The 20,911-nt window shown below is 43.1% G+C and carries 17 protein-coding genes and 1 tRNA gene; 6 read left to right on the forward strand and 12 right to left on the reverse strand.

What is annotated here, in order from left to right:
- Window positions 1-91 precede the first annotated feature (91 nt).
- The 5 genes from KTR06_RS01165 to KTR06_RS01185 are packed head-to-tail and all read right to left on the reverse strand — an operon-like array spanning window position 92 to window position 4,235.
- Window positions 92-1,375 carry an energy transducer TonB gene (locus KTR06_RS01165; protein WP_217289870.1) on the reverse strand — a complete coding sequence of 428 codons (1,284 nt, stop codon included), beginning with the start codon at window positions 1,373-1,375 and terminating at the stop codon, window positions 92-94.
- Window positions 1,372-1,944, reverse strand: coding sequence for an RNA polymerase sigma factor (locus tag KTR06_RS01170; RefSeq protein WP_004325078.1), 573 nt, complete (start codon window positions 1,942-1,944; stop codon window positions 1,372-1,374). The genes KTR06_RS01165 and KTR06_RS01170 overlap by 4 nt, the downstream gene beginning before the upstream one ends.
- The gene (locus tag KTR06_RS01175) at window positions 1,945-2,601 is read right to left on the reverse strand and encodes a lysophospholipid acyltransferase family protein (protein WP_182429335.1); all 657 of its coding nucleotides are present in this window, start codon (window positions 2,599-2,601) and stop codon (window positions 1,945-1,947) included.
- A gap of 24 nt (window positions 2,602-2,625) precedes the next feature.
- A complete protein-coding gene (locus KTR06_RS01180; protein WP_008016953.1) occupies window positions 2,626-3,582 on the reverse strand; it encodes a phosphatidate cytidylyltransferase in 957 nt (318 codons plus the stop codon).
- Window positions 3,579-4,235, reverse strand: a complete 657-nt coding sequence (locus KTR06_RS01185) for a CDP-alcohol phosphatidyltransferase family protein (RefSeq protein WP_004325081.1) — start codon at window positions 4,233-4,235, stop codon at window positions 3,579-3,581. The genes KTR06_RS01180 and KTR06_RS01185 overlap by 4 nt, the downstream gene beginning before the upstream one ends.
- 188 nt (window positions 4,236-4,423) lie before the next feature.
- Here KTR06_RS01185 and KTR06_RS01190 point away from each other — a divergent pair, with 188 nt between their 5' ends.
- Window positions 4,424-6,274 carry a VWA domain-containing protein gene (locus KTR06_RS01190; RefSeq protein WP_217289871.1) on the forward strand — a complete coding sequence of 617 codons (1,851 nt, stop codon included), beginning with the start codon at window positions 4,424-4,426 and terminating at the stop codon, window positions 6,272-6,274.
- A gap of 259 nt (window positions 6,275-6,533) precedes the next feature.
- Here the strand turns inward: KTR06_RS01190 and KTR06_RS01195 are convergent.
- The 3 genes from KTR06_RS01195 to KTR06_RS01205 form a co-directional block, all read right to left on the reverse strand.
- Window positions 6,534-6,606 (reverse strand) — tRNA-Trp (locus KTR06_RS01195).
- A gap of 65 nt (window positions 6,607-6,671) precedes the next feature.
- Entirely contained in the window at window positions 6,672-7,025 is a 354-nt protein-coding gene (locus tag KTR06_RS01200) for an arsenate reductase family protein (RefSeq protein WP_004308288.1), read from the reverse strand.
- Between the two features lie 111 nt (window positions 7,026-7,136).
- On the reverse strand, window positions 7,137-7,715 hold the full coding sequence (locus KTR06_RS01205) for a uracil-DNA glycosylase family protein (protein WP_049703251.1): 579 nt from the start codon (window positions 7,713-7,715) through the stop codon (window positions 7,137-7,139).
- Between the two features lie 108 nt (window positions 7,716-7,823).
- On the opposite strand from KTR06_RS01205, the gene KTR06_RS01210 reads away from it, so the two are divergent.
- From KTR06_RS01210 to KTR06_RS01225, 4 genes are all read left to right on the forward strand, one after another.
- Window positions 7,824-10,955, forward strand: coding sequence for a TonB-dependent receptor (locus tag KTR06_RS01210; RefSeq protein ID WP_217289872.1), 3,132 nt, complete (start codon window positions 7,824-7,826; stop codon window positions 10,953-10,955).
- Window positions 10,956-10,970: 15 nt separating this feature from the next.
- On the forward strand, window positions 10,971-12,566 hold the full coding sequence (locus KTR06_RS01215) for a SusD/RagB family nutrient-binding outer membrane lipoprotein (RefSeq protein ID WP_121960033.1): 1,596 nt from the start codon (window positions 10,971-10,973) through the stop codon (window positions 12,564-12,566).
- Window positions 12,567-12,639: 73 nt separating this feature from the next.
- A complete protein-coding gene (locus tag KTR06_RS01220; RefSeq protein WP_008021077.1) occupies window positions 12,640-13,347 on the forward strand; it encodes a DUF5020 family protein in 708 nt (235 codons plus the stop codon).
- A gap of 154 nt (window positions 13,348-13,501) precedes the next feature.
- On the forward strand, window positions 13,502-14,815 hold the full coding sequence (locus KTR06_RS01225) for a nucleobase:cation symporter-2 family protein (protein ID WP_008021078.1): 1,314 nt from the start codon (window positions 13,502-13,504) through the stop codon (window positions 14,813-14,815).
- 172 nt (window positions 14,816-14,987) lie between these two features.
- Here the strand turns inward: KTR06_RS01225 and KTR06_RS01230 are convergent, their stop codons facing one another.
- The 4 genes from KTR06_RS01230 to KTR06_RS01245 all read right to left on the reverse strand — a co-directional run bounded on the left by KTR06_RS01230 (window position 14,988) and on the right by KTR06_RS01245 (window position 20,439).
- Window positions 14,988-17,129: a KamA family radical SAM protein gene (locus tag KTR06_RS01230; RefSeq protein ID WP_217289873.1), complete on the reverse strand. Its 2,142-nt coding sequence runs from the start codon at window positions 17,127-17,129 to the stop codon at window positions 14,988-14,990.
- 489 nt (window positions 17,130-17,618) lie between these two features.
- Window positions 17,619-18,251, reverse strand: coding sequence for a hypothetical protein (locus tag KTR06_RS01235; protein ID WP_004314086.1), 633 nt, complete (start codon window positions 18,249-18,251; stop codon window positions 17,619-17,621).
- Between the two features lie 111 nt (window positions 18,252-18,362).
- Entirely contained in the window at window positions 18,363-19,751 is a 1,389-nt protein-coding gene (locus KTR06_RS01240; RefSeq protein ID WP_217289874.1) for a sodium:alanine symporter family protein, read from the reverse strand.
- Window positions 19,752-19,791: 40 nt separating this feature from the next.
- Window positions 19,792-20,439: a helix-turn-helix domain-containing protein gene (locus KTR06_RS01245; protein WP_004314088.1), complete on the reverse strand. Its 648-nt coding sequence runs from the start codon at window positions 20,437-20,439 to the stop codon at window positions 19,792-19,794.
- Window positions 20,440-20,586: 147 nt separating this feature from the next.
- Between KTR06_RS01245 and KTR06_RS01250 the strand changes: the two genes are divergently transcribed.
- On the forward strand, window positions 20,587-20,763 hold the full coding sequence (locus tag KTR06_RS01250) for a histone H1 (RefSeq protein ID WP_004301965.1): 177 nt from the start codon (window positions 20,587-20,589) through the stop codon (window positions 20,761-20,763).
- Window positions 20,764-20,911 lie beyond the last annotated feature (148 nt).

The raw sequence follows: 20,911 nt of genomic DNA on the forward strand, positions 1-20,911 counted from the left end.
GCCAATAGGTTGGCACAACAATGCCACCTTGTTTGCATGTCTGTGCCACTGTGTTGGCACAAATGTGCCTTCTTATTGGTATTTATTAAGTTCAGAATCGTACTGTTACTCTTGCCGGGAGTTTTCCACTTGTCCACTTAGGTCCTTCTTTGACAAGCCGGATGGCTTCTTTATCAGCGAATTCGCATAATCCATGAATAACAGTGATATTTTGTGGCTTTCCTTCTTCATCAACAAAGAAAGAAAGGACTACCTCCCCCTTAATATCTTTACAGTTATCATCCGTTGGACGAACGAGATTCTCTTTCAGGTATTTTTGATAGCTACGTTTACCGATGACAGGTTGCGGAGTAATCTCTTTCTTTGCCTGTTCCTTAACCGTCACAACATTTCCGGTAGTTGTTGACTTCTTATTTTTCTTAGCGCCGTATCCCACTACCACCACTTCATTGAGTGCCTGTTTGTTTTCGTTCATGGCAATGAGCATCGTCCGGCTGGTATCTATCCGGATTTCTACCGGATTATATCCGATATACTCCGCTGTCAATCGTTTCTTATCATCCTTTTTGACTAACGAAAATTCTCCATTCATATTTGTGATGGTTCCGATATTCGTTCCTTTATATGTCACACTGGCTCCGATAAGCGGTTCTCCTTTTTCGTCGGTCACTCTCCCTTTAATCATGTTCTTTTGAGGAAGGATAGTCGCTACCTTAGCCAACTTCATTTTCTTATCCGATTCAGATTCGAAAGTATCCATCGTTGCTACTACTTCTTGCAATGCGGCAGTCTCTTCCGACACTTCCTCCATTACCGGCACAGTTGCCACAGGCGGCGTATCTTGTTGTGGTTGGGAAGTCGCTTGGATTTTGGCAATCATATCTTTCTTCTCCGCTTGTTTCGCAGTAATTTCGGAAACAGGAGTAGAATCTTCGGAAGCAGGAGTGGAATCTGTTTTTACCTTTGCGGTAGCCAATGCGATTTCCTTTTGTGGAGTTGCCGGAACTGTTGGAGTTGCGGGAATGGCCGGAGTAGGCGGAGCTGCGGGTTCAGCCAACTTGGAGGAAACACTCTCTTTGGCAATGAACACTTCGTCCGTCATACTCTTTTTCAGGAACAGGAAATAACTGCTGATACCGAATCCGATAGCCAGACAGGCAGCGATGCTCCAAGTGATAGCACGGGTGTTCTTTTTCTTTGCCGAATGAGCTGAAACCTGCATCCGCAGTTTCTCGATCCGTTGTTCGTGATTTCCCTCCACCTGGCTGTAACCATCCATAGCATCGGCCAGGAAAGGATCCTGCATCGACTCTCGTTCCAGTCGGTGGGCCTCTTTTCCTTTGCGGAGTCCTCGTATGTAGTCCAATAGTTTCATAGGGCTTGTTTCTTAATACAAATTTTTAAATTTCGCTTTCCGTTCTGGATATAGCTTTTCACATTGTTCAGAGTAAATCCGGTCTGTTCCACAATGTCGGCATACGACATCTCTTCGAGGAAGAAACGCGTAATACTGGTCCGTTGTTCTTCGGGCAACTTTTCGAGACAGTGATGTAATGCCTTCAGTTGTTCCTCCGAACTTTCCTCTTCACTTAATAGATGCAGAAATTCGTCAGATTCCATAATATTAACCGTATAATCTAACGGAATTTCTTTATTTTCCTTCCGTAAAAGTTGCAGGCAATGATTCTTCGCCACCCGGTAGAGCCATGGCTTGAAAACTTTTATCTCATAATTTCCCAGTTTAGGCAATAAATCTTCAAACAACTGCATGACTGCTTCCTGTGCCCGGTCTTCATCATGCAGGTATTTCAGGCAAAGCCCGTACAGTAACGGGATATATCGGTTATATAATTCACCGAAATATTCCGTATCGCCGGACTTCGTATAGTGTATCAGTAATTCCTCGTCCGATAGTTTCGATATGTTTCTTTTGAAAAACAACATCTATTCCTCTTCTTCGTCGATAACGACTTGATATTTTTCTCTCATTCTTTCAAAATCACCTGTTATCTGCTCCAATATTTCATGTGTATCCGTGCTCTTTACCAAAGCGGGCATACCATAATAGATAGATGCTTTGTATGGCAACAGGATCATCTTTCCTTTGGGTAAAGAGCGTCCCATACCGGTCATGAATACAGGAATATATTTCACTTCAGGTCGTAGCGACAGGATACGGGCAATGCCGGATTTTATTTTTCCCATCTGCTCCGGTTTCCCTCTGGTTCCTTCCGGAAAGAGAATCAGTGAATACCCGGCATCGATGGCTTCAAGCATCTTACGGATCGGATCGTGCTCCGAATTTTTTTCCCCTTTTCTTCTGATAAGAAGCGTATTGATGAAAAAGTTGCTGATGGAAGCCTGAAAGCGGGTTTTCCCGAAATAGTCTTCTGCTGCTACGGGTTTGACTTTCCACAAAAGATCGCCGGGCAGGGAAGCCAACAGGCTTAGGGTGTCCAGGTGGCTGTTATGGTTGGCAAGGATAATGAATTGCTTTTCCTTTTTAAGGAAGCGGCAATCGGTGAACTGAACCCCTACGATTAATTTCAGGAACCATTGGAAAACACCTTTATATATAATCTGCATCGCAGCAGCTTGCATGAATCTTTTTTCCATTCTCTCCGTTTAATATGCAATGTAATAAACTAAATGAAAAAATACAGGAGCAGTGTAGGACAGCGAATCTATCCGGTCGAATACTCCTCCATGACCGGGAATACTGTTCCCCATATCTTTAATTCCTTTATCTCTCTTGATAGCGGAGATGACCACGTCTCCCGAGAAGCCGGCAATCGCAAGGAGGGCGCTAACCAGAATAACGTTGGGAGCGGAGAGGGGAGTCAGGAAACCGAGAAAGTAACCAATGACAGTGGTACTGATGACACCACCCAGGAAACCTTCCCACGTCTTGTTCGGACTTACTTTCGGAAGAATCTTATGCCGTCCGAGAAGTTTGCCCCAGATAAATTGCATGATATCATTGATTTCCGTAAGGAATACAAGGAACAACAGCAGGCCCCGTCCTCCGGAACTGAATCCAGGCAGTTCGGGAAGCGACAGGAGATAAGCGAGGTGGCTGATACCGAATACCGAAAGCATCAGAATCCATTGCAAGAGTGCCATTGACTTGGTGATTCCGTGTGTGTCTCCCTTTAAAACCAGCCGTAAAGGCAATACGAGGAACATGACTACCGGAATGAAGATGATGAATGCTCCATACCAGGCAAGGTAAGCCAGATAATATTGAATGGGGATAGACAGTATGCCCCAAAACAGTGCTCCGCGATCTGCCTCTCTGAATCCCAATACAGAATAAAGTTCTCTGAAAGCAATGAAAGAGAGAAAGGCAAGGAAGAAATAAGAAATGTTATAGCTGATAAATACAGCGCCGATAAACATACCCGCCATAATCCACCATGAGCGCGTGCGTGCGGCGAGTTCGCTGATATTTGTTTTCGGAGATATCTTTTTTACGAGGAAAAGAATAAGGCTTGCCGTAACAAGCAATCCGATGATAAGCGAGATGACAATAATCAGTTCATCGCTTAATGTAGGGAATATTTTATCCAGTAGATTTTTCATTTTATTTCAGTGTTTGTTGTGTGTGACATGAGGTACAGGCGATGTATCAGTGTCGCGATAAGACCGATGTTGATAATGATTAGAGCGATGAAGCATACCATCCGGTCGTATCCTGAATGGATGGTGCAGGTGGCGACTACAAAGGTCAGTGTCAGCAATGCCATGCGGTGTTGTTTGGCCATCGGACCATTAAAGAAATGCTGATGTGTTTTATAGGCTCCTATCCAGCGGAAATAAGCTGTCATAACAGCAAGAAGGGCGCCCAGCCATCCCAATTCGACTCCGAATCCACCTGCTACATACCCGACGGGAATGATGAATAATGCATCGGCAAAACGGTCGGGCATATCGTTATAAAGATCTCCGTTGGCGCTTTTCTTTCCTCCTTCAATGGCAACCATCCCATCGAACAGGTTGCAGAGCAACCGCGACTGCATACAAACGATGAACAGAATATAGGCTACATATTTATTGAAGCCGGGATAAATAACTGTGCCAATCAGCAGGAGGCAACCTACCATAGCGAAGAATACACTCATCATGGAAATTTGATTGGGAGTGACACCCCAACGAGTTAGTTTGCGGGCAATGTTATTAGCCCAGGCCGTGTTTCGCGAGGCTATTTCCCGCCTTCCGTCGACTTCGTTTTTCATATTTGTGATATGTTTATGATTCGCAAATATACACATCATCTGATGAGTGGCAAAGGAATAAGGGAGAATTTTGAAAGGACTCTTTTTTCTGCCGGATAAAAAAAGTTCAAGTCATTTATGGAATCAGTGTGAAATCTGCATCTCTATAGTAAAAGCGAACTATTAGTAACATTTTAAATAATGAAGTTATGAAAACAAATCAATTCAGAGCAATGATGCTCGTACTGCTGATGGCAGTTGTTTCTTTAGGGATGGTGAACGCGCAAGCTATTACCGTGTCGGGTACTGTGACGGATGCAAAGGATGGAACTCCGCTTGTTGGCTGTTCGGTACAGATAAAGGGTACTACGAAGGGTACGGTAACGAATATGAATGGCCGGTACACGATACAGGCTAAGAAAGGGGAAACGTTGTTGTTCCAGTATATCGGGTATAAGCAAGAGAGAAGGGTGGTAAAATCGGCCACGCTGGATGTGAAGATGAAAGCTGACGAACTGGCATTGGAAGAATGTGTGGTGGTAGGATACGGCCATGAGACAAGAGCTGCAAAAGTAATGTCTACTGCTTACAGGGCAGTATGTCCGACTCCGGGAATCATGTATGATGCTGCAAATGCGGAAGAATACGGAGAGTTTCAGGAGAACGGCTTCAAGAGTGTGACGGATGCTCCGCTTTCTACTTTCTCTATTGATGTAGATGCCGCTTCTTATAGTAATATGCGTCGTTTTATCAATAAAGGTGAACTGCCTCCGATTGATGCTATCCGTACGGAAGAATTAGTGAACTACTTTTCTTATGATTATCCGAAGCCGACAGGAAGTGATCCTGTGAAAATTACGATGGAATCCGGAGTCTGTCCCTGGAACACAAACCATCGTCTTGTACGTATCGGCCTGAAAGCAAAAGAAATCCCGACGGATAATCTGCCTGCATCTAATCTGGTATTCCTGATTGATGTCTCCGGTTCTATGTGGGGAGCCAACCGCTTGGATTTGGTGAAGTCATCTCTCAAATTATTGGTAAATAACTTACGGGATAAAGATAAAGTAGCGATTGTAACTTATTCAGGCAGTGCCGGTGTGAAACTGGAAGCAACTCCGGGTAGCGACAAACAGAAGATTCGCGAAGCGATAGATGAATTAACGGCTGGTGGTTCTACGGCAGGTGGTGCAGGTATCTTGTTAGCGTATAAAATAGCCAAGAAGAATCTGATCTCTAACGGCAATAACCGTATCATACTTTGCTCCGATGGTGATTTTAATGTGGGTGTTTCTTCCGCTGAAGGATTGGAACAATTGATTGAAAAAGAACGTAAGAGTGGAGTATTCCTTACCGTACTGGGTTATGGCATGGGTAATTATAAAGATAAGAAGATTCAGGTGTTGGCTGAAAAGGGAAATGGCAATCATGCTTATATAGATAACTTGCAGGAAGCCAACCGTGTTTTGGTAGGCGAATTCGGTGCTACGCTGCATACAGTGGCAAAAGACGTCAAACTGCAAGTCGAATTTAATCCTTCCCAAGTGCAGGCCTATCGTCTGGTTGGTTACGAAAGTCGTCTGTTGAAAGACGAGGACTTTAATAATGATGCTAAAGATGCCGGAGATATGGGTGCGGGACATACAGTGACAGCCTTTTACGAAGTGATTCCTACGGGAGTAAAGAATGAATATGTAGGTAAAATAGACGACTTGAAATATCAGAAGAAAGAGAAAGTGTCCGTGAAGCCGACAGGCTCTAATGAACTCCTGACTGTGAAACTGCGTTATAAAGCTCCGGATAAAGATGTCAGCAAGAAAATGGAACTTCCTTTCGTAGATAATAAAGGAAATAATGTTTCTTCCGATTTCCGCTTTGCTTCTGCAGTGGCTATGTTCGGACAGTTACTCCGGGAGTCTGACTTTAAAGGAAATGCCAGTTACGACAAAGTGATTGATCTGGCTAAACAGGGACTGAATAACGATGATAAAGGATATAGAAGAGAATTCATTCGTTTGGTTGAGGCTGCTAAAGGATTAGAAAGAACAAATAAGAACTAGGAAAGCAAACAGGAGTCATTGGAAATGTACATCATATTATTATGCGTAATATTCACTGATATGAATAAACGTACAATTCCAGATAGATAATCCTAGAAAATAATAGTGACGGTATATGCTTGGGATAGTGACGCTATCACTGTTGTATACCGTCACTATCTTTGCCGGATACCGTCACTATAATTAATTTCGTCCGAAATTCGTCTGACCTAAAACGAAAAATAGCCATAAACTTATCGTTTACAGCTATTTAACTCTGCACGGGAGGAGAGGCTCGAACTCCCGACACCCGGTTTTGGAGACCGGTGCTCTACCAACTGAGCTACTCCCGTGTTTGCGGCTGCAAAGGTAGTAGAAACTTCTGAATCTCCAAACATTCGGGTAAATAAGTTTTGAATTATTTTAATTTTTCCCACTCATCGGGCTTGAAACCGACCAGAACGAAGCTGTCTGTCACTACCAATGGGCGTTTCACCAATTTACCGTTCGTTGCCAAGAGTGCTATCTGTTCTTCCTCACTCATAGCAGGCAGCTTCTCGCTTAGTTTCAGCTCTTTATATACTAATCCGCTCGTGTTGAAGAATTTCTTCACCGGTAAACCGCTACGTGGAATCCATGCTTTTAATTCTTCAACTGTAGGATTTTCTTCTACAATTAATCGGTTTGTAAACTCAATGTTATTTTCTGTTAACCATTTCTTGGCTTTCTGGCATGTGCTGCATGCCGGGTACTGCAAAAATAATGTTGCCATATTCATTTATAATTTAATTCTTACTATGTAATACTTAATACTTAACACTTAATACTTGATACTTAATACTTAATACTTGATACTTAATACTTAATACTTACCACTTAAACCTCACCTCAATATCTGCAAATCCTGAAACATAATCCGGTAAGCGGCTGCTTTCTTATCCAACGCCAGTGGATATGCTCTTGATGATGAAGGCATCCGGTAAAGCCGCATGGCGCGTCCTTCAAAAACGAACTCGGAGTAATCGCCTACTTTCGGCTCTTCTATTTCGAATTGCTGTCGGAGAGTGTCCGTTGCTTTTTGCCCGGTAGTGACGATGGCTTTGCATTCGGGAAGTTGTCGCAGCAATGCTGCTACATCGGTAGCCTCCACTACTTCGAGAAACTTATCCGATGCGTTATCCTGCAACCGGCGGATGGATGAAGCGGTATCAAACAGGGCAATTCCCTTTTCGTTCAAAAAGTCTATGATTTGCTCACGACAAAACGATTTTAGTGTTGAATTCAGAAAGTGATTCTTATCATTAAAGAATAAGATTCCGTATATACGCCACATGTCATTGTTTAGGTTTGGATAATAAAAATCCATCGACCATCTTTTTTTCTGTGGCGGGAAACTGCCCAGCATAAGCAATTTTGATTTCGCTGGGAGAAATGGTTCTAGCGGATGTGTTTCGATTTCCATGTTATCGTTCATTTTAATTTCGTACAAAAATAGTGATAATGTTTATTTCCCTCAAAATCAATGAGAAAAAATGCTAGATTTAAAATATTTAGTTATTTTTGCGGTGTGATGAACAAACAGTATCTTATTATATCATTGAAAAAAGAAATTTTAGTAAGTTGTTTCTTAATGAGCTTATTTTTCCTGGAGGGTGGGAATTGTTATGCTTCGGAGCAACAACTGTTAAGAGGGACGATAGAAACTCCTTCTGACAATTATACCGTGAGAGGGCGTGTTATTGATGTCTATGGTGAACCACTAATCGGTGCTACAATACGAGAAAAAGGGGGAGCCAATGGTACTGTGACCGATATTGATGGACGATTCTTTTTATCTGTTCCGGATAGTGCTGTCTTGCAGGTTTCTTTTGTAGGTTACAAGACTTTAGAAGTCAATGTGACAGGTCGGACTATGCTTGAAATACGCCTTCAGGAAGACGCGGTGATGCTTGGCCATGTCATCGTAACAGCCTTGGGAATTGAAAAGGATGAAGCTACACTGGCTTATTCTGCGCAGAAAATCAAAGGTGAGGAACTGAATCGTGTAAAAGAAATAAATATGATTACTGCCCTGGCAGGAAAAGCGGCCGGTGTACAAATCAATAAAAACTCTTCCGGTATGGGCGGTTCTGCCAAAGTCAGTCTCCGGGGAATCCGTTCGGTGTCCGGTGATAATCAACCGCTGTATGTGATAGACGGAGTGCCGATGTCGAATACCTCTTCCGAGCAGGCTTATTCGGCAATTGGAGGTACGGCGAATGCCGGCAACCGTGATGGAGGAGATGGGATTTCTAACCTGAACCCGGAAGATGTGGAAAGCATCAGTATCTTGAAAGGTGCTCCAGCAGCAGCTTTATATGGTAGCATGGCTGCTAACGGGGTCATTCTTATCACTACTAAAAAAGGAAATTCTGTCGGGCAAAGGAATATTAATTTCTCTACGGGACTAACTTTCGAGAAAGCATTCAGCCTGCCTAAAATGCAGGATCGTTACGGTGTCAGTGATGTGGTAGACAGCTGGGGTGAGAAAGATAATCTGACGGCTCATGATAACCTGAATGATTTTTTCCGTACCGGATTGACCTCAATGACTTCTGTGTCCGTCAGCTATGGAAATGAAACTCTACAAACTTATTTCTCCTATGCCAACACCACCGGAAAGGGGATTATGGATAAAAACAAGCTGAAGAAACATAATATAAACCTACGCGAAACAGCTACCATGTTCAACAAACGTCTGAAACTGGATGGTAATGTGAATGTAATGAAACAGACTGTTGAGAATAAGCCGGTATCGGGAGGCTTTTATATGAATCCGTTGGTAGGGCTTTATCGTTTTCCTCGTGGTGAGAATCTGTCTTATTATAAAGACCATTTTGAAACCTATGACGAAGAACGGAATTTGAATGTGCAAAACTGGCATACATTTACCGAAGACTTCGAACAGAATCCATATTGGATAGTGAACCGTATACAAAGTAAAGAAACGCGTACGCGCATTATCCTTTCCCTTTCGGCAAACTTTAAGATAAATGATTGGTTGACTATTCAAGCTCGTGGCAACATGGACTACTGGGCTGATAAGTTGCGTCAGAAATTCTATGCATCTACCGCTACTGCCCTGTGTGGAGCGAACGGTCGATATATTGAAATGGATTATCAGGAAACGCAGATGTATGGTGATGTCATGGCGATGTTTAAGAAAACCTGGGGAGATTTTACACTGGATGCGGCTATTGGCGGTAGTATAAATGATCGAATCAGAAACTCGACCCGTTATGATTCTAAGAATGCTTCTCTGAAGTTTGCTAATGTATTTAATATTGCCAATATCATCATGAACAGTTCTGCCAGTATTGACCAGAAAATAGATGAGCATCGTCAGCTTCAATCTATTTTCGGTACAGCACAGATTGGCTACAAGGAAAAATTATTTCTTGATTTGACAGCTCGTAATGACTGGGCATCAACCTTGGCTTATACTGAACATGAGAAAGCGGGATTTGCTTATCCTTCCGTTGGTCTTTCCATATTGCTTGATAAATGGGTGAAGCTGCCCGAATGGATTTCTTTTGCGAAACTGCGTGGTGCCTATAGTAAAGTGGGGAACGATATTCCTGTATTTGTCACTAATTCCACTTCTCATATCGGTGCCGGTGGCGAGATACAGGCAAATGATGCAGCTCCTTTCAAAGATATGGAGCCGGAAATGACTCATGCCATGGAATTCGGAACGGAATGGAGATTCTTCCAACATCGGTTAGGAATCAATCTGACCTATTATCGTACCAATACTTATAATCAGTTTTTCAAACTTCCTGCTCTTGCAGGTGATAAGTTTGCTTACCGGTATGTGAATGCCGGAAATATCCAAAACCAAGGATGGGAAGTGACACTGAACGGAACTCCAATGCTAACTTCTGATTTCACCTGGAAAACTTCCATCAATTTTTCTGCTAACAAGAATAAGATCGTGAAGCTGCACGACGAATTGAAAGAATTAGTCTACGGGCCTACGAGCTTTTCTTCCAGTTATGCAATGAAACTGGTGAAAGGTGGTTCTATCGGTGATATCTACGGTAAAGCCTTTGTACGTGATGCCGCAGGAAACATTGTTTATGAAACAGAAGAAGATTACAAAGGACTTCCATTGGTGGAAGGTGACGGAAATACGGTGAAAGTAGGAAATGCCAACCCTGTCTTTATGATGGGATGGGATCACACATTCTCTTACAAAGGATTCAGCCTTTATTTCCTGCTTGACTGGCGTTACGGAGGAAAAGTCCTTTCGCAGACACAAGCGGAAATGGATCTCTATGGCGTATCGGAAATTACGGCTGATACACGCGACAGAGGATATGTGATGCTTGAAGGTCAGCAGATCGATAATGTGAAAGGATTCTATAAAAATGTAGTGGGCGGGCGTGCCGGAGTGACAGAGTATTATATGTATGATGCCACTAATTTACGGTTGCGCGAAGTATCGTTGAGCTACAATTTCTCAAAGAAGTGGATACAGAAAACGAAGGTTCTGAAAGATGTGCAGCTTTCGTTTGTGGCCCGCAATCTATGTTTCTTATATAAGAAAGCTCCTTTTGATCCGGATTTGGTACTTTCCACCGGAAATGATAACCAAGGGATTGAAGTATTCGGAATGCCTACAACCCGTAGTTTGGGCTTTACTCTGAAATGTGAATTTTAAAGGTAGGAGAGAGAAATGAAGAGAAAATATGTATATCTATACTTGCTGGGCTTACTGCTCTTTTCTGTAGCATGTACCGGTAATTTCCGTGATTACAATACCGACTTGTCCGGAATCACGGATGATGACCTGATTATTGACGACAATGGTTATGGAATCCGTTTGGGCATTATTCAGCAGGGTATTTATTTTAATTATGATTTCGGAAAAGGGAAGAACTGGCCTTTCCAGCTGATACAGAATCTGAACGCAGATATGTTCGGTGGATATATGCATGACGGCAAACCCTTGAACGGAGGTTCGCATAATTCCGACTATAATATGCAGGATGGTTGGAACAGCGCCATGTGGACGCATATGTATTCTTATATTTTCCCGCAGATATACCAATCGGAGAATGCTACCCGGAATACACATCCTGCTTTGTTCGGGATCACGAAAATATTAAAGGTAGAAGCCATGCATCGTGTGACGGATTATTATGGTCCCATCATTTATAAGAATTTTGCGAATGCAGAAAACCACTACCGTCCTGATAAACAAAAAGATGTTTATTATGAGTTTTTCAATGAACTCGATTCTGCCGTGGTTGCCCTCACCGGTTATATAGAGGAGAAACCGGAATTTAATGGATTTGCACGTTTTGATATTTTGTTGGATGGTAAATACCCTTCTTGGGTAAAGTTTGCCAATTCGTTGCGTTTGCGTCTAGCTATGCGTATTGCCTCTGTTGCCCCCGATAAGGCACGTGCTGAAATACAGAAAATAAAAGAAAACGATTACGGCTTCTTTGAAGCGGAAACAGGCGGAGCCGTTGTTTCTACCAAATCCGGATATACCAATCCATTGGGAGAACTTAACCGTGTGTGGAATGAAACTTACATGAGTGCGAATATGGAATCAATCTTGGTGGGATATAATGATCCCCGTCTTGGAATTTATTTCGAACACTGTACGGATGAAACCCTGAAAGGACAATATCGTGGAATTCGTCAAGGGACATGTTTTGCTCATAGTCATTATTCCGGATTGTCGAAGCTGTTTGTCAAGCAAAGCACCGATGCGCCTCTGATGACTGCTTCGGAAGTTTGGTTTCTGCGTGCCGAAGCTGCATTGCGCGGGTGGACGGATGAAGATGAAGAAACCTGTTATCAGAACGGTGTAACTACTTCTTTCCATCAATGGGGAATCTATGGCGTAGAAGATTATCTGCAAAGTGAACGGACCGCCTCCGACTTTATAGACACGTATGATGAAGAAAATAATATAGAAGCCCGTTGTAAAGTCTCTCCCAAATGGAATCGCCTGGATGATAAGGAAACGAAACTGGAGAAGATCATTACGCAGAAGTGGATTGCTATGTTCCCGGAAGGTTGCGAAGCTTGGGCAGAACAAAGACGAACAGGGTATCCCCGTTTATTTCCCGTACGATTCAACCATAGCAGAAACGGTTCTATCGACACGGAGATTATGGTGCGCCGTCTAAACTTCCCCGGTACCTTACAGACGGAAGACCCGGAGCAATATTCCGCGCTTGTGGAAGCTTTAGGAGGAAACGATCATGGAGGTACAAGGCTTTGGTGGGACACGGGAAATAATAACCTGGAATAAAAAAAAATAAAAGTAGTGTGTTTATATGTGTAGCTTTAACTATTTTTGCATCTTCATTTAAACACATTTACTTATGAAACAGATTATCTCTGCTCTTTTCCTTTGTATGTTGCTCTCTGCCGTACCGGGATTGCAGGCGCAAAACATCCAGTTACATTATGATTTTGGACGTTCTTTGTATGATAAAGATTTGCAAGGTCGTCCGCTGTTAACTTCCACAGTAGAGAAGTTTCATCCTGATACTTGGGGAAGTACTTATTTCTTTGTCGATATGGATTATACCTCCGAAGGTGTCGCTGCTGCTTATTGGGAAATAGCCCGTGAAGTGAAATTCTGGAAAGGTCCTTTCTCTGCGCATCTTGAATATAACGGTGGATTATCCAAAGGTATGTCTTATAAAAATGCTTATCTGGCAGGAGCCACGTATACCTTTAATAATGCTTCTTTTTCCAAAGGCTTCACACTGACCGCCATGTATAAGTATATTCAGAAACACTCATCACCCAACAACTTCCAGTTGACAGGTACATGGTACGTAAACTTCTGCCGTAACCTGCTCACTTTCTCCGGCTTTGCCGACTGGTGGCGTGAAGAAACGAACTACGGAAAGACTATCTTCCTCTCCGAACCACAATTTTGGGTAAACCTGAATCAAATCAAGGGAGTAAATAAAAACTTCAATCTAAGCGTTGGCTCCGAAGTCGAATTGAGCAATAACTTCGGTGGTCGCGATGGCTTTTATGTGATCCCGACGCTTGCTCTGAAATGGACGCTGAACTAAAAAAATCGAACCAAAAATCGAACCAAAAAACGGATTAAAAAGCGAGTTAAAAGAAATAGAGTAAAAAGAAGTCAGGCTAAAAGAATCCGAACTTCAGAGGAATCTCCGTTTATCCCTTTGTGGAACTTACAAAATATATAGAACAACCTATTAAATGAAAACTGATTTAATCTACGGCGTAGAAGACCGTCCCCCTTTTAAAGACGCCCTGTTTGCGGCTTTACAACATCTCTTGGCTATTTTCGTGGCAATTATCACACCGCCGCTTATCATAGCGAGTGCCTTGAAACTGGATGTAGAAAAGACAAGCTTTCTAGTTTCCATGTCCCTTTTTGCTTCGGGAGTATCTACCTTTATACAATGCCGTCGTTTCGGTCCGATAGGAGCAAAGCTGCTCTGCATCCAGGGAACCAGTTTTTCTTTTATCGGTCCTATCATCGCCACAGGAATGGTAGGCGGATTGCCGTTGATTTTCGGTTCCTGTATGGCTGCCGCACCTATCGAAATGATTGTCAGCCGCACATTCAAATATTTGCGTAATATCATCACTCCGCTGGTTTCCGGTATTGTCGTACTGCTTATCGGATTGAGCCTGATAAAAGTAGGTATCGTATCTTGCGGAGGTGGATATGCAGCTATGGATAACGGTACGTTTGCTACCTGGGAAAACCTGTCTATTGCAGCACTGGTACTTCTTAGCGTCTTATTTTTCAACCGTTGTGGGAACAAATACCTGCGCATGAGTTCCATTGTACTCGGACTTTGTCTGGGTTATGGTTTGGCATTTGTTTTGGGAAAAGTGGATATGAGTGCATTGAATGTAGAAATGCTGATGAGCTTTAATATTCCCCAACCTTTTAAATATGGTGTTGATTTCAATGTGTCTTCTTTCATAGCCATTGGTCTGGTCTACCTGATAACTGCCATCGAAGCAACAGGTGACGTGACTGCCAACTCTATGATTTCCGGACTTCCCATTGAAGGAGATTCCTATTTGAAACGAGTTTCCGGTGGAGTAATGGCAGATGGATTCAACTCCTTCCTCGCTGGTATATTCAACTCTTTCCCCAACTCCATCTTTGCACAGAATAACGGTATTATCCAACTGACCGGAGTAGCCAGCCGCTATGTCGGTTATTATATCGCAGCAATGCTCGTTCTTTTGGGATTATTCCCTATCGTAGGTGCCGTATTCTCCTTAATGCCCGATCCTGTATTGGGTGGTGCAACCTTACTAATGTTCGGTACAGTAGCAGCGGCAGGAATCCGTATTATCTCCTCACAAGAAATAGGCCGTAAAGAAACTCTGGTATTAGCAGTCAGCCTTTCCTTAGGCCTAGGAGTAGAATTAATGCCGGACGTATTACAACAAGCCCCGGAAGCAATTCGAAGTATCTTCTCTTCAGGGATCACCACCGGAGGCCTAACTGCAATTATTGCAAATATAGTAATACGTGTAAAAGAATGATGAATAAGTATTAAGTATTAACCGACAAGTATCAATCAACAAGTTTAAGTATTAATCGACAAGTATCAAATAGCAGGTATTATCCAGCAGCTTCGGTAATACTTATTACTTAATACTTAGTACTTATTACTTAGTACTTATTACTTAATACTTAGTACTTATTACTTAATACTTAGTACTTATTACTTATTTCTAAATTACTCATTTTATCAGTAGTGCGGAAGGGGAAATCAGGATACTCGTAAAGACTGAAGCGAGGTTCGGTTTCTCCTTTCGTATAATTCCAGATAGAAGCATAATCTTCCGGATCTTCTCCCATCTTGGCTAATTGGCGCAGATAAGCAGCCAGTGATTTATTTTCTACGATGTAAATCTGTCCCATCTGGTCGATAATCGGGCTATGATGACGAGTGCCGTCATGTTCGAAGCGTAGAATCCGTTTTCCTTCTTCCGTTAGTCCTACCAATTGGAAGGTCATACTCTTACCGATAGCCGGTAAATTCAATACACTGCGATCCGTAGCAAGGAAAGGCAAATGATGTTTTCTCATGAAACGTCTTAATTGCTTGGCAACATCTTCTTTCGTCTCCTCTTCCGTTCCGACTTTCGTCTCTAATATTTTGTATAATTCCTCCGCCTGTTCCGGTGTCATCCGACCATAAAACTTTTCCTCCTGTTGTTCCTGCATCGAACGGCTGTTGGGAGCAAATACTGCATAATTCTCATTGAATCCCTTCACCGAGAAAGTATAATAACATACCACGCCCAATGAATTGAGCACCTGGCGAAGCCGTGTCGTATGTCCCCGACGCGAAGCAGCCACTGTATATACCAACTGATTCGTGATAATCCATCCGGCAGAAAGAATCTTCCGAATCGCCTCTTTAGCTTCAGGCGTGACCTCCAGCGGTGTTTGAAAATGAGTCTGGATAATAAACTGTTTCACCCCGATAGCCGAAGCCTTTTCTTTGAATTCCCGCAGAATATCCACCAATCCGTCATTGATACGCATCGGCAAATAAGCCAATAACCGTGACCCCAGCCGTACTCGTTGCAATTCCGCATATTTCTCTCCTTCCGGTCGTTCGAGATTTGCCTTCTGTTTGCGTACTGCCATCCGATACACCGCATCCAAAATATTCTGAAGCGTCTTATTCTGACTCATCAGCGCATCGCCCCCTGTAATCAGAATATCCCGCAACTGTGTATCCTCTTCAAAATAAGTCATCAACCGGCGCAACTTACGATCCCATGACTCCTTCGGGCGTAAAGACTCAAACTCGAAATTCAACCGTTCGCTTTGGAAATCATACATCCGCTGGCAAGAAGCACAAAGTCCCCCGCAAGCCCTTCCCATCGTGTCAGGAATGAGAATAGCCACCTCCGGATACCGGCGATGAATATTATGCCCGTCCGGCAGAAGCCATCCCGCAGCATTAGGTTTACCAACCTCTACAATATCCTCCTTTTCCCACGCACGAATATTTCCATACGTCTCCACCAACCGTGGCGAATACAGAATATAACTCCGGATAGCCTCGTCATTATACCCATATCCCGTGATATTGAGTAACGATAAATAATAAGGAGTTGCAAAAAACGGCATCCCCTTCTTTCGTGCCCGATAAAGCAAATACATCGTCTCCGAAGAAAGAGAATTCCCCAAGAACCGATTCAGTTCTCCCGGACTCTTCACAGCCATCGCCAAATGAAAGCGGAAATCATTCCACCACTCACTCACCAACCTGTATTTCTCCTCATAACTCATTCCCTCCTCAAAGTGGAAACGAACCGAAGGCTTCGACTTCCTGTTCTCAATCTTCTGAATCAGCAAGTGCAACATCCGCTCCTTATTCTCATCCCGTATCTCCCGTACCTCTTCATCCAGCCCGGTTTCCCACCGGTCATTCCGACTTTTGATACGCTGCGGTGACGGCAAAGGCATAACTTCTCCCTTCAACCGTTTGAACATCTGAAAAATTTCAATAAACAAATCCGTCGGCATCTCCATATTCTCCAACGTCCCCGTCAGAAACTCATAAAGCAGCCGAATAGTCTGTACTGACATATCCTGTCCCGTAGACAGTTCATGGACATTCTGCCCATCATAATGGAGTAAGAGTCGAATTTGCTCCCTCGCCTCCTCCGCAGCTTCGTTTTCTATCCTGCAAGTCTCCAACAACCGCAGTATTCCAGTCTTGAAATCCTCAACAGTAGAGCTCTTATCCGCTATCTCCACTATCTCCGGAATCTCCTGACCATAGATTTGTTTCAACTGTGAAAAAGTAAGTGTAAGCATTTTCTTTTGTTTCATAAGCAATCTATCAATTTTTAAATTATATAATAAGCATTTTAAGTTTGAACGACCTCCCTTCCCCCCGAACTATATGTCTCAAATCCCGAACAGCATTTCATCCCCTAAGTATCCTCCATCCATAACCTACCAACATAATCATCAAAGCGCAACATAATACACAATCACACCGCATAGCACTCTACACTGCATAGCACTCCACGCCGCATGGCCTCCCGGCCTCGTCTGCACGGCGTCAAGCGGAGGTTTCATTCCCGGCGTTAAGAAGGGCAGACTGTTTGAGCGAAGCGAGTTTCTGCCCTTCTTAACGCCGGGGATGAGACCGGAGTAGCCGGGCAGACGCAGCCTTGATTTTTTCTTTTTGGTACTTTTTCTTTTGTATCAAGACAAAAGAAAAAAGTACATAAAGATAACAAAAAAAGCGGAAGTACAAAACCCCCGCTTTCTCTATCATATTAATCTTTACGCTTTTCTAACATTTAACGCGACTTATTTTTTTGTTTCCGTGTCGTCATCCTTCCGTTTCGGTTCCTTCTTGGCAAGTAGAACGATATTATACACATAATCCGTCATCCACTGCTCCGAGTATCCCAGACGCTCTTTGTATTGGCGGATAGCCGCAGCCGTCTTATGCACATCATCCGCTTTCCATACCATTTTGGTGCAAACATCATGCACCGTCTTCTGCGTCATGCCATACAGAGCCTTTTTAAAGATCGACGGCATACGGAACTTCCACTGCATCAGATTTCCCATCAACATCATCAGATCATTAGAAAATCCCTGATACATGAACAAATAAGATTGAATATCATTTTGAGTGCGGCAGTTACGTTTTACGGAAGCGTCGATTTCCTTGAAGAAATTCTCATTCAGGCCATAATCCTGCATTAGCATTTTGCGTGACGCAGACTTTTCGGCCAATCCCAGTTTACCGTTTTGAGTAGGCACTTTAAACAAACGTTTGAAGTTAGCTACGTCCGGCAAGAATCGGATATTGGTGATACCTAAGTTTGTGGCGATCACTGACTGGAAATACACCCGGGTCAGTGAAATGAAATCTTCTACATTGCCGACTTTCGTTTCATCGGATTTTTTCTTGAATAAACCAAATAAGCCCATTGTTATATTTACAATTTTACAATTTACAATTTACTATTTGAGTGCGTGGAAGGTATATAATATAACTACCATCTGTCAATTTCCGTGCAAAGGTACAAAAACAGTTGGTTTTCACCAACATTCCAAGTCCTTTTCGATGTCCGGCATAGACTCTTTCTTAAAAACAGGACTTTGGATACCGGCTTTCTTTTGCGCCCGGTAATCATTTAATAGGCGGATCGCATATTTTCCAAGGAAGAGGATAGCGATCAGATTGCAGATAGCCATTAATGCCATAGTGACATCTGCCAAGCTCCATACCATATCCAATGTGGCAAGTGAACCGAAGAGCACCATACCGCCTACTAATATCCTGTAACCATGAAGCACCCACTTCCGGTGAGTGATAAAGCGGATATTGGCCTCCCCGTAATAATAATTTCCCAGAATACTGCTGAAAGCGAAAAAGAAAAGAGCCACAGCAACGAAGACGCTGCCCGAAGAACCGATCTCGTTCGTCAATGCCTGTTGAGTCAACTGCACTCCATTGGTCGATCCATCCAGCGGAGCACCACTAAACAGAATGATAAAAGCCGTACAAGTACAAATCAATAATGTATCCGTAAATACTGCCAAAGTCTGTATCAATCCTTGTTTCGCGGGATGACTGACATGAGCCGTGGCAGCCGCATTCGGAGCCGATCCCATACCGGCCTCATTGCTGAAGAGCCCTCTCTTGATACCTTGTATCAATGCCATGCCGACTCCTCCTGCCAGTGCCTGTTCCCAGCCGAAAGCATGACTGATAATCAGAGCGATGACACCCGGTAAATGAGTGATATTGAGTATAACAATCACCAGCGCCAGCCCCACATATCCCAATGCCATAACCGGCACGATAATGCTGCTGACACGGGCAATGCGTTGAATACCTCCGAAGATGATAACCAACGTCAGCAATGTCAGTACCCCTCCCAATATAATATGATTGAACCCGAAAGCATGCTCCGCAGCAGCACAGATGGTATTGCTCTGTACAGAATTGAAAGCAAAACCGAAAGTGATGCTTATTAATATGGCAAAAAGCATTCCCATCCACGGTTGTTTCAATCCCTTCTTCATATAATAAGCAGGACCTCCGATGAATGAATCCTTTCCGCGTATTTTGTATAATTGCCCTAAGGTAGACTCGATGAAAGCACTCGAAGCCCCTAACAGTGCGATGACCCACATCCAGAAAATAGCTCCGGGACCGCCGATAGCGATGGCGGTAGCCACTCCCGCAAGATTTCCCGTACCCACACGGCTGGCGATAGAGATAGCGAATGCCTGAAAAGAAGATACATGTTTCTCTCCCTGCTTCCCTTTGCCCGCAGATTCGCTTAACAGTACGATCATTTCGCGAATCATGCGGAATTGTACGAAGCGTGTCCGTATACTGAACCAGACAGCACATCCCAATAACATGATAATCAGAATATAGGTCCAGAGTATGTCGTTAATCTCGTTGATAAAGGTCATAGTTAAGTATTAAGTATCAAGTATTAAGTATTGTTTGTGGTTATTCGTTTTTTATTCGGAAGTAGAATTTATGATTTTCGAATACGGGTTCCACAATATCATAACGAACAAATTTGGCGAGCAGATGTTCAGCGGCACGTCGTGAAAGTCCGGTTTGGCGACAGTAGCGGTTGAGTGAGAGTAAAGTGCCATGCTCCAGTTGTTCGAGCAGGAGCTGTTCACGTTCGGTGTAACGGATCAGTTCGCCACGGGGGCTGTCGCTCTGTTGCCATACACGGAGATGTATAGGTGTTGCCAGAATATTTTCATCCTTGATGCGGAGATAGGCTAGAGGTTTCCCGGTTTCGTCTTTGGCGTAAACCGGTTTATGCGGAGTTTCTTCGATGGTCGCTACCAACACTTGCCGTCCCTCCACTATATATGTTTGCAATGTGTATTCCACTTCCGGCACGCAATAAAGTTGTGCGGCGGCTTCAATCATATATTTTTCTTCTTCGGAGCGTACTCCCGCGATTTTTCCATTGTCTTTTACGCCAATAAGTAATCTTCCTCCGTCCGTGTTGGCAAAAGCCGAGAGTGTTTTGGCAATTTTGCGTGCGTCGGAAATTTCGAATTTAAAGTCCTGTTGCTGGTGCTCCCCTTCAGCAATCAATGCATGTATATAATCGGTATCTGTAAGCAGTTTCATGGCTACAAAGGTAGGTAAAAATGGTGAAAAGCCCCTTTTTTAGATATTTTTCGAAGATTATTTCAAAAAAAATATTGATTTTATGCTTTTATTTCGGGAAACAGTGTATTTTTGCGGCACATTATTAACGAAAAAAATAAAAGGATTATGAAAGAATTGGTAGAAAAGGTAGCAGCTCTGTATGCTGACTTCTCAAAAGATGCTAACGCACAGATCGAAAACGGTAACAAAGCAGCAGGAACTCGCGCTCGTAAAGCTTCTTTGGAAATCGAAAAAGCAATGAAAGAATTCCGTAAAGCATCTTTGGAAGCTTCTAAGAAATAATTTAGAAGACTACTAAGATATCAAAAGAGGCTGTCTAAACTTGTTAGACAGCCTCTTTTATTATAATACATGAAAATATATACGAACTTTAAACGGCTCACCCGATAATCATTGGGGGTATGCATAAATCTTAGCCAGTCTAAAGAGG

This window comes from Bacteroides sp. MSK.20.12, assembly GCF_019052435.1.
Lineage (GTDB): Bacteria > Bacteroidota > Bacteroidia > Bacteroidales > Bacteroidaceae > Bacteroides > Bacteroides xylanisolvens.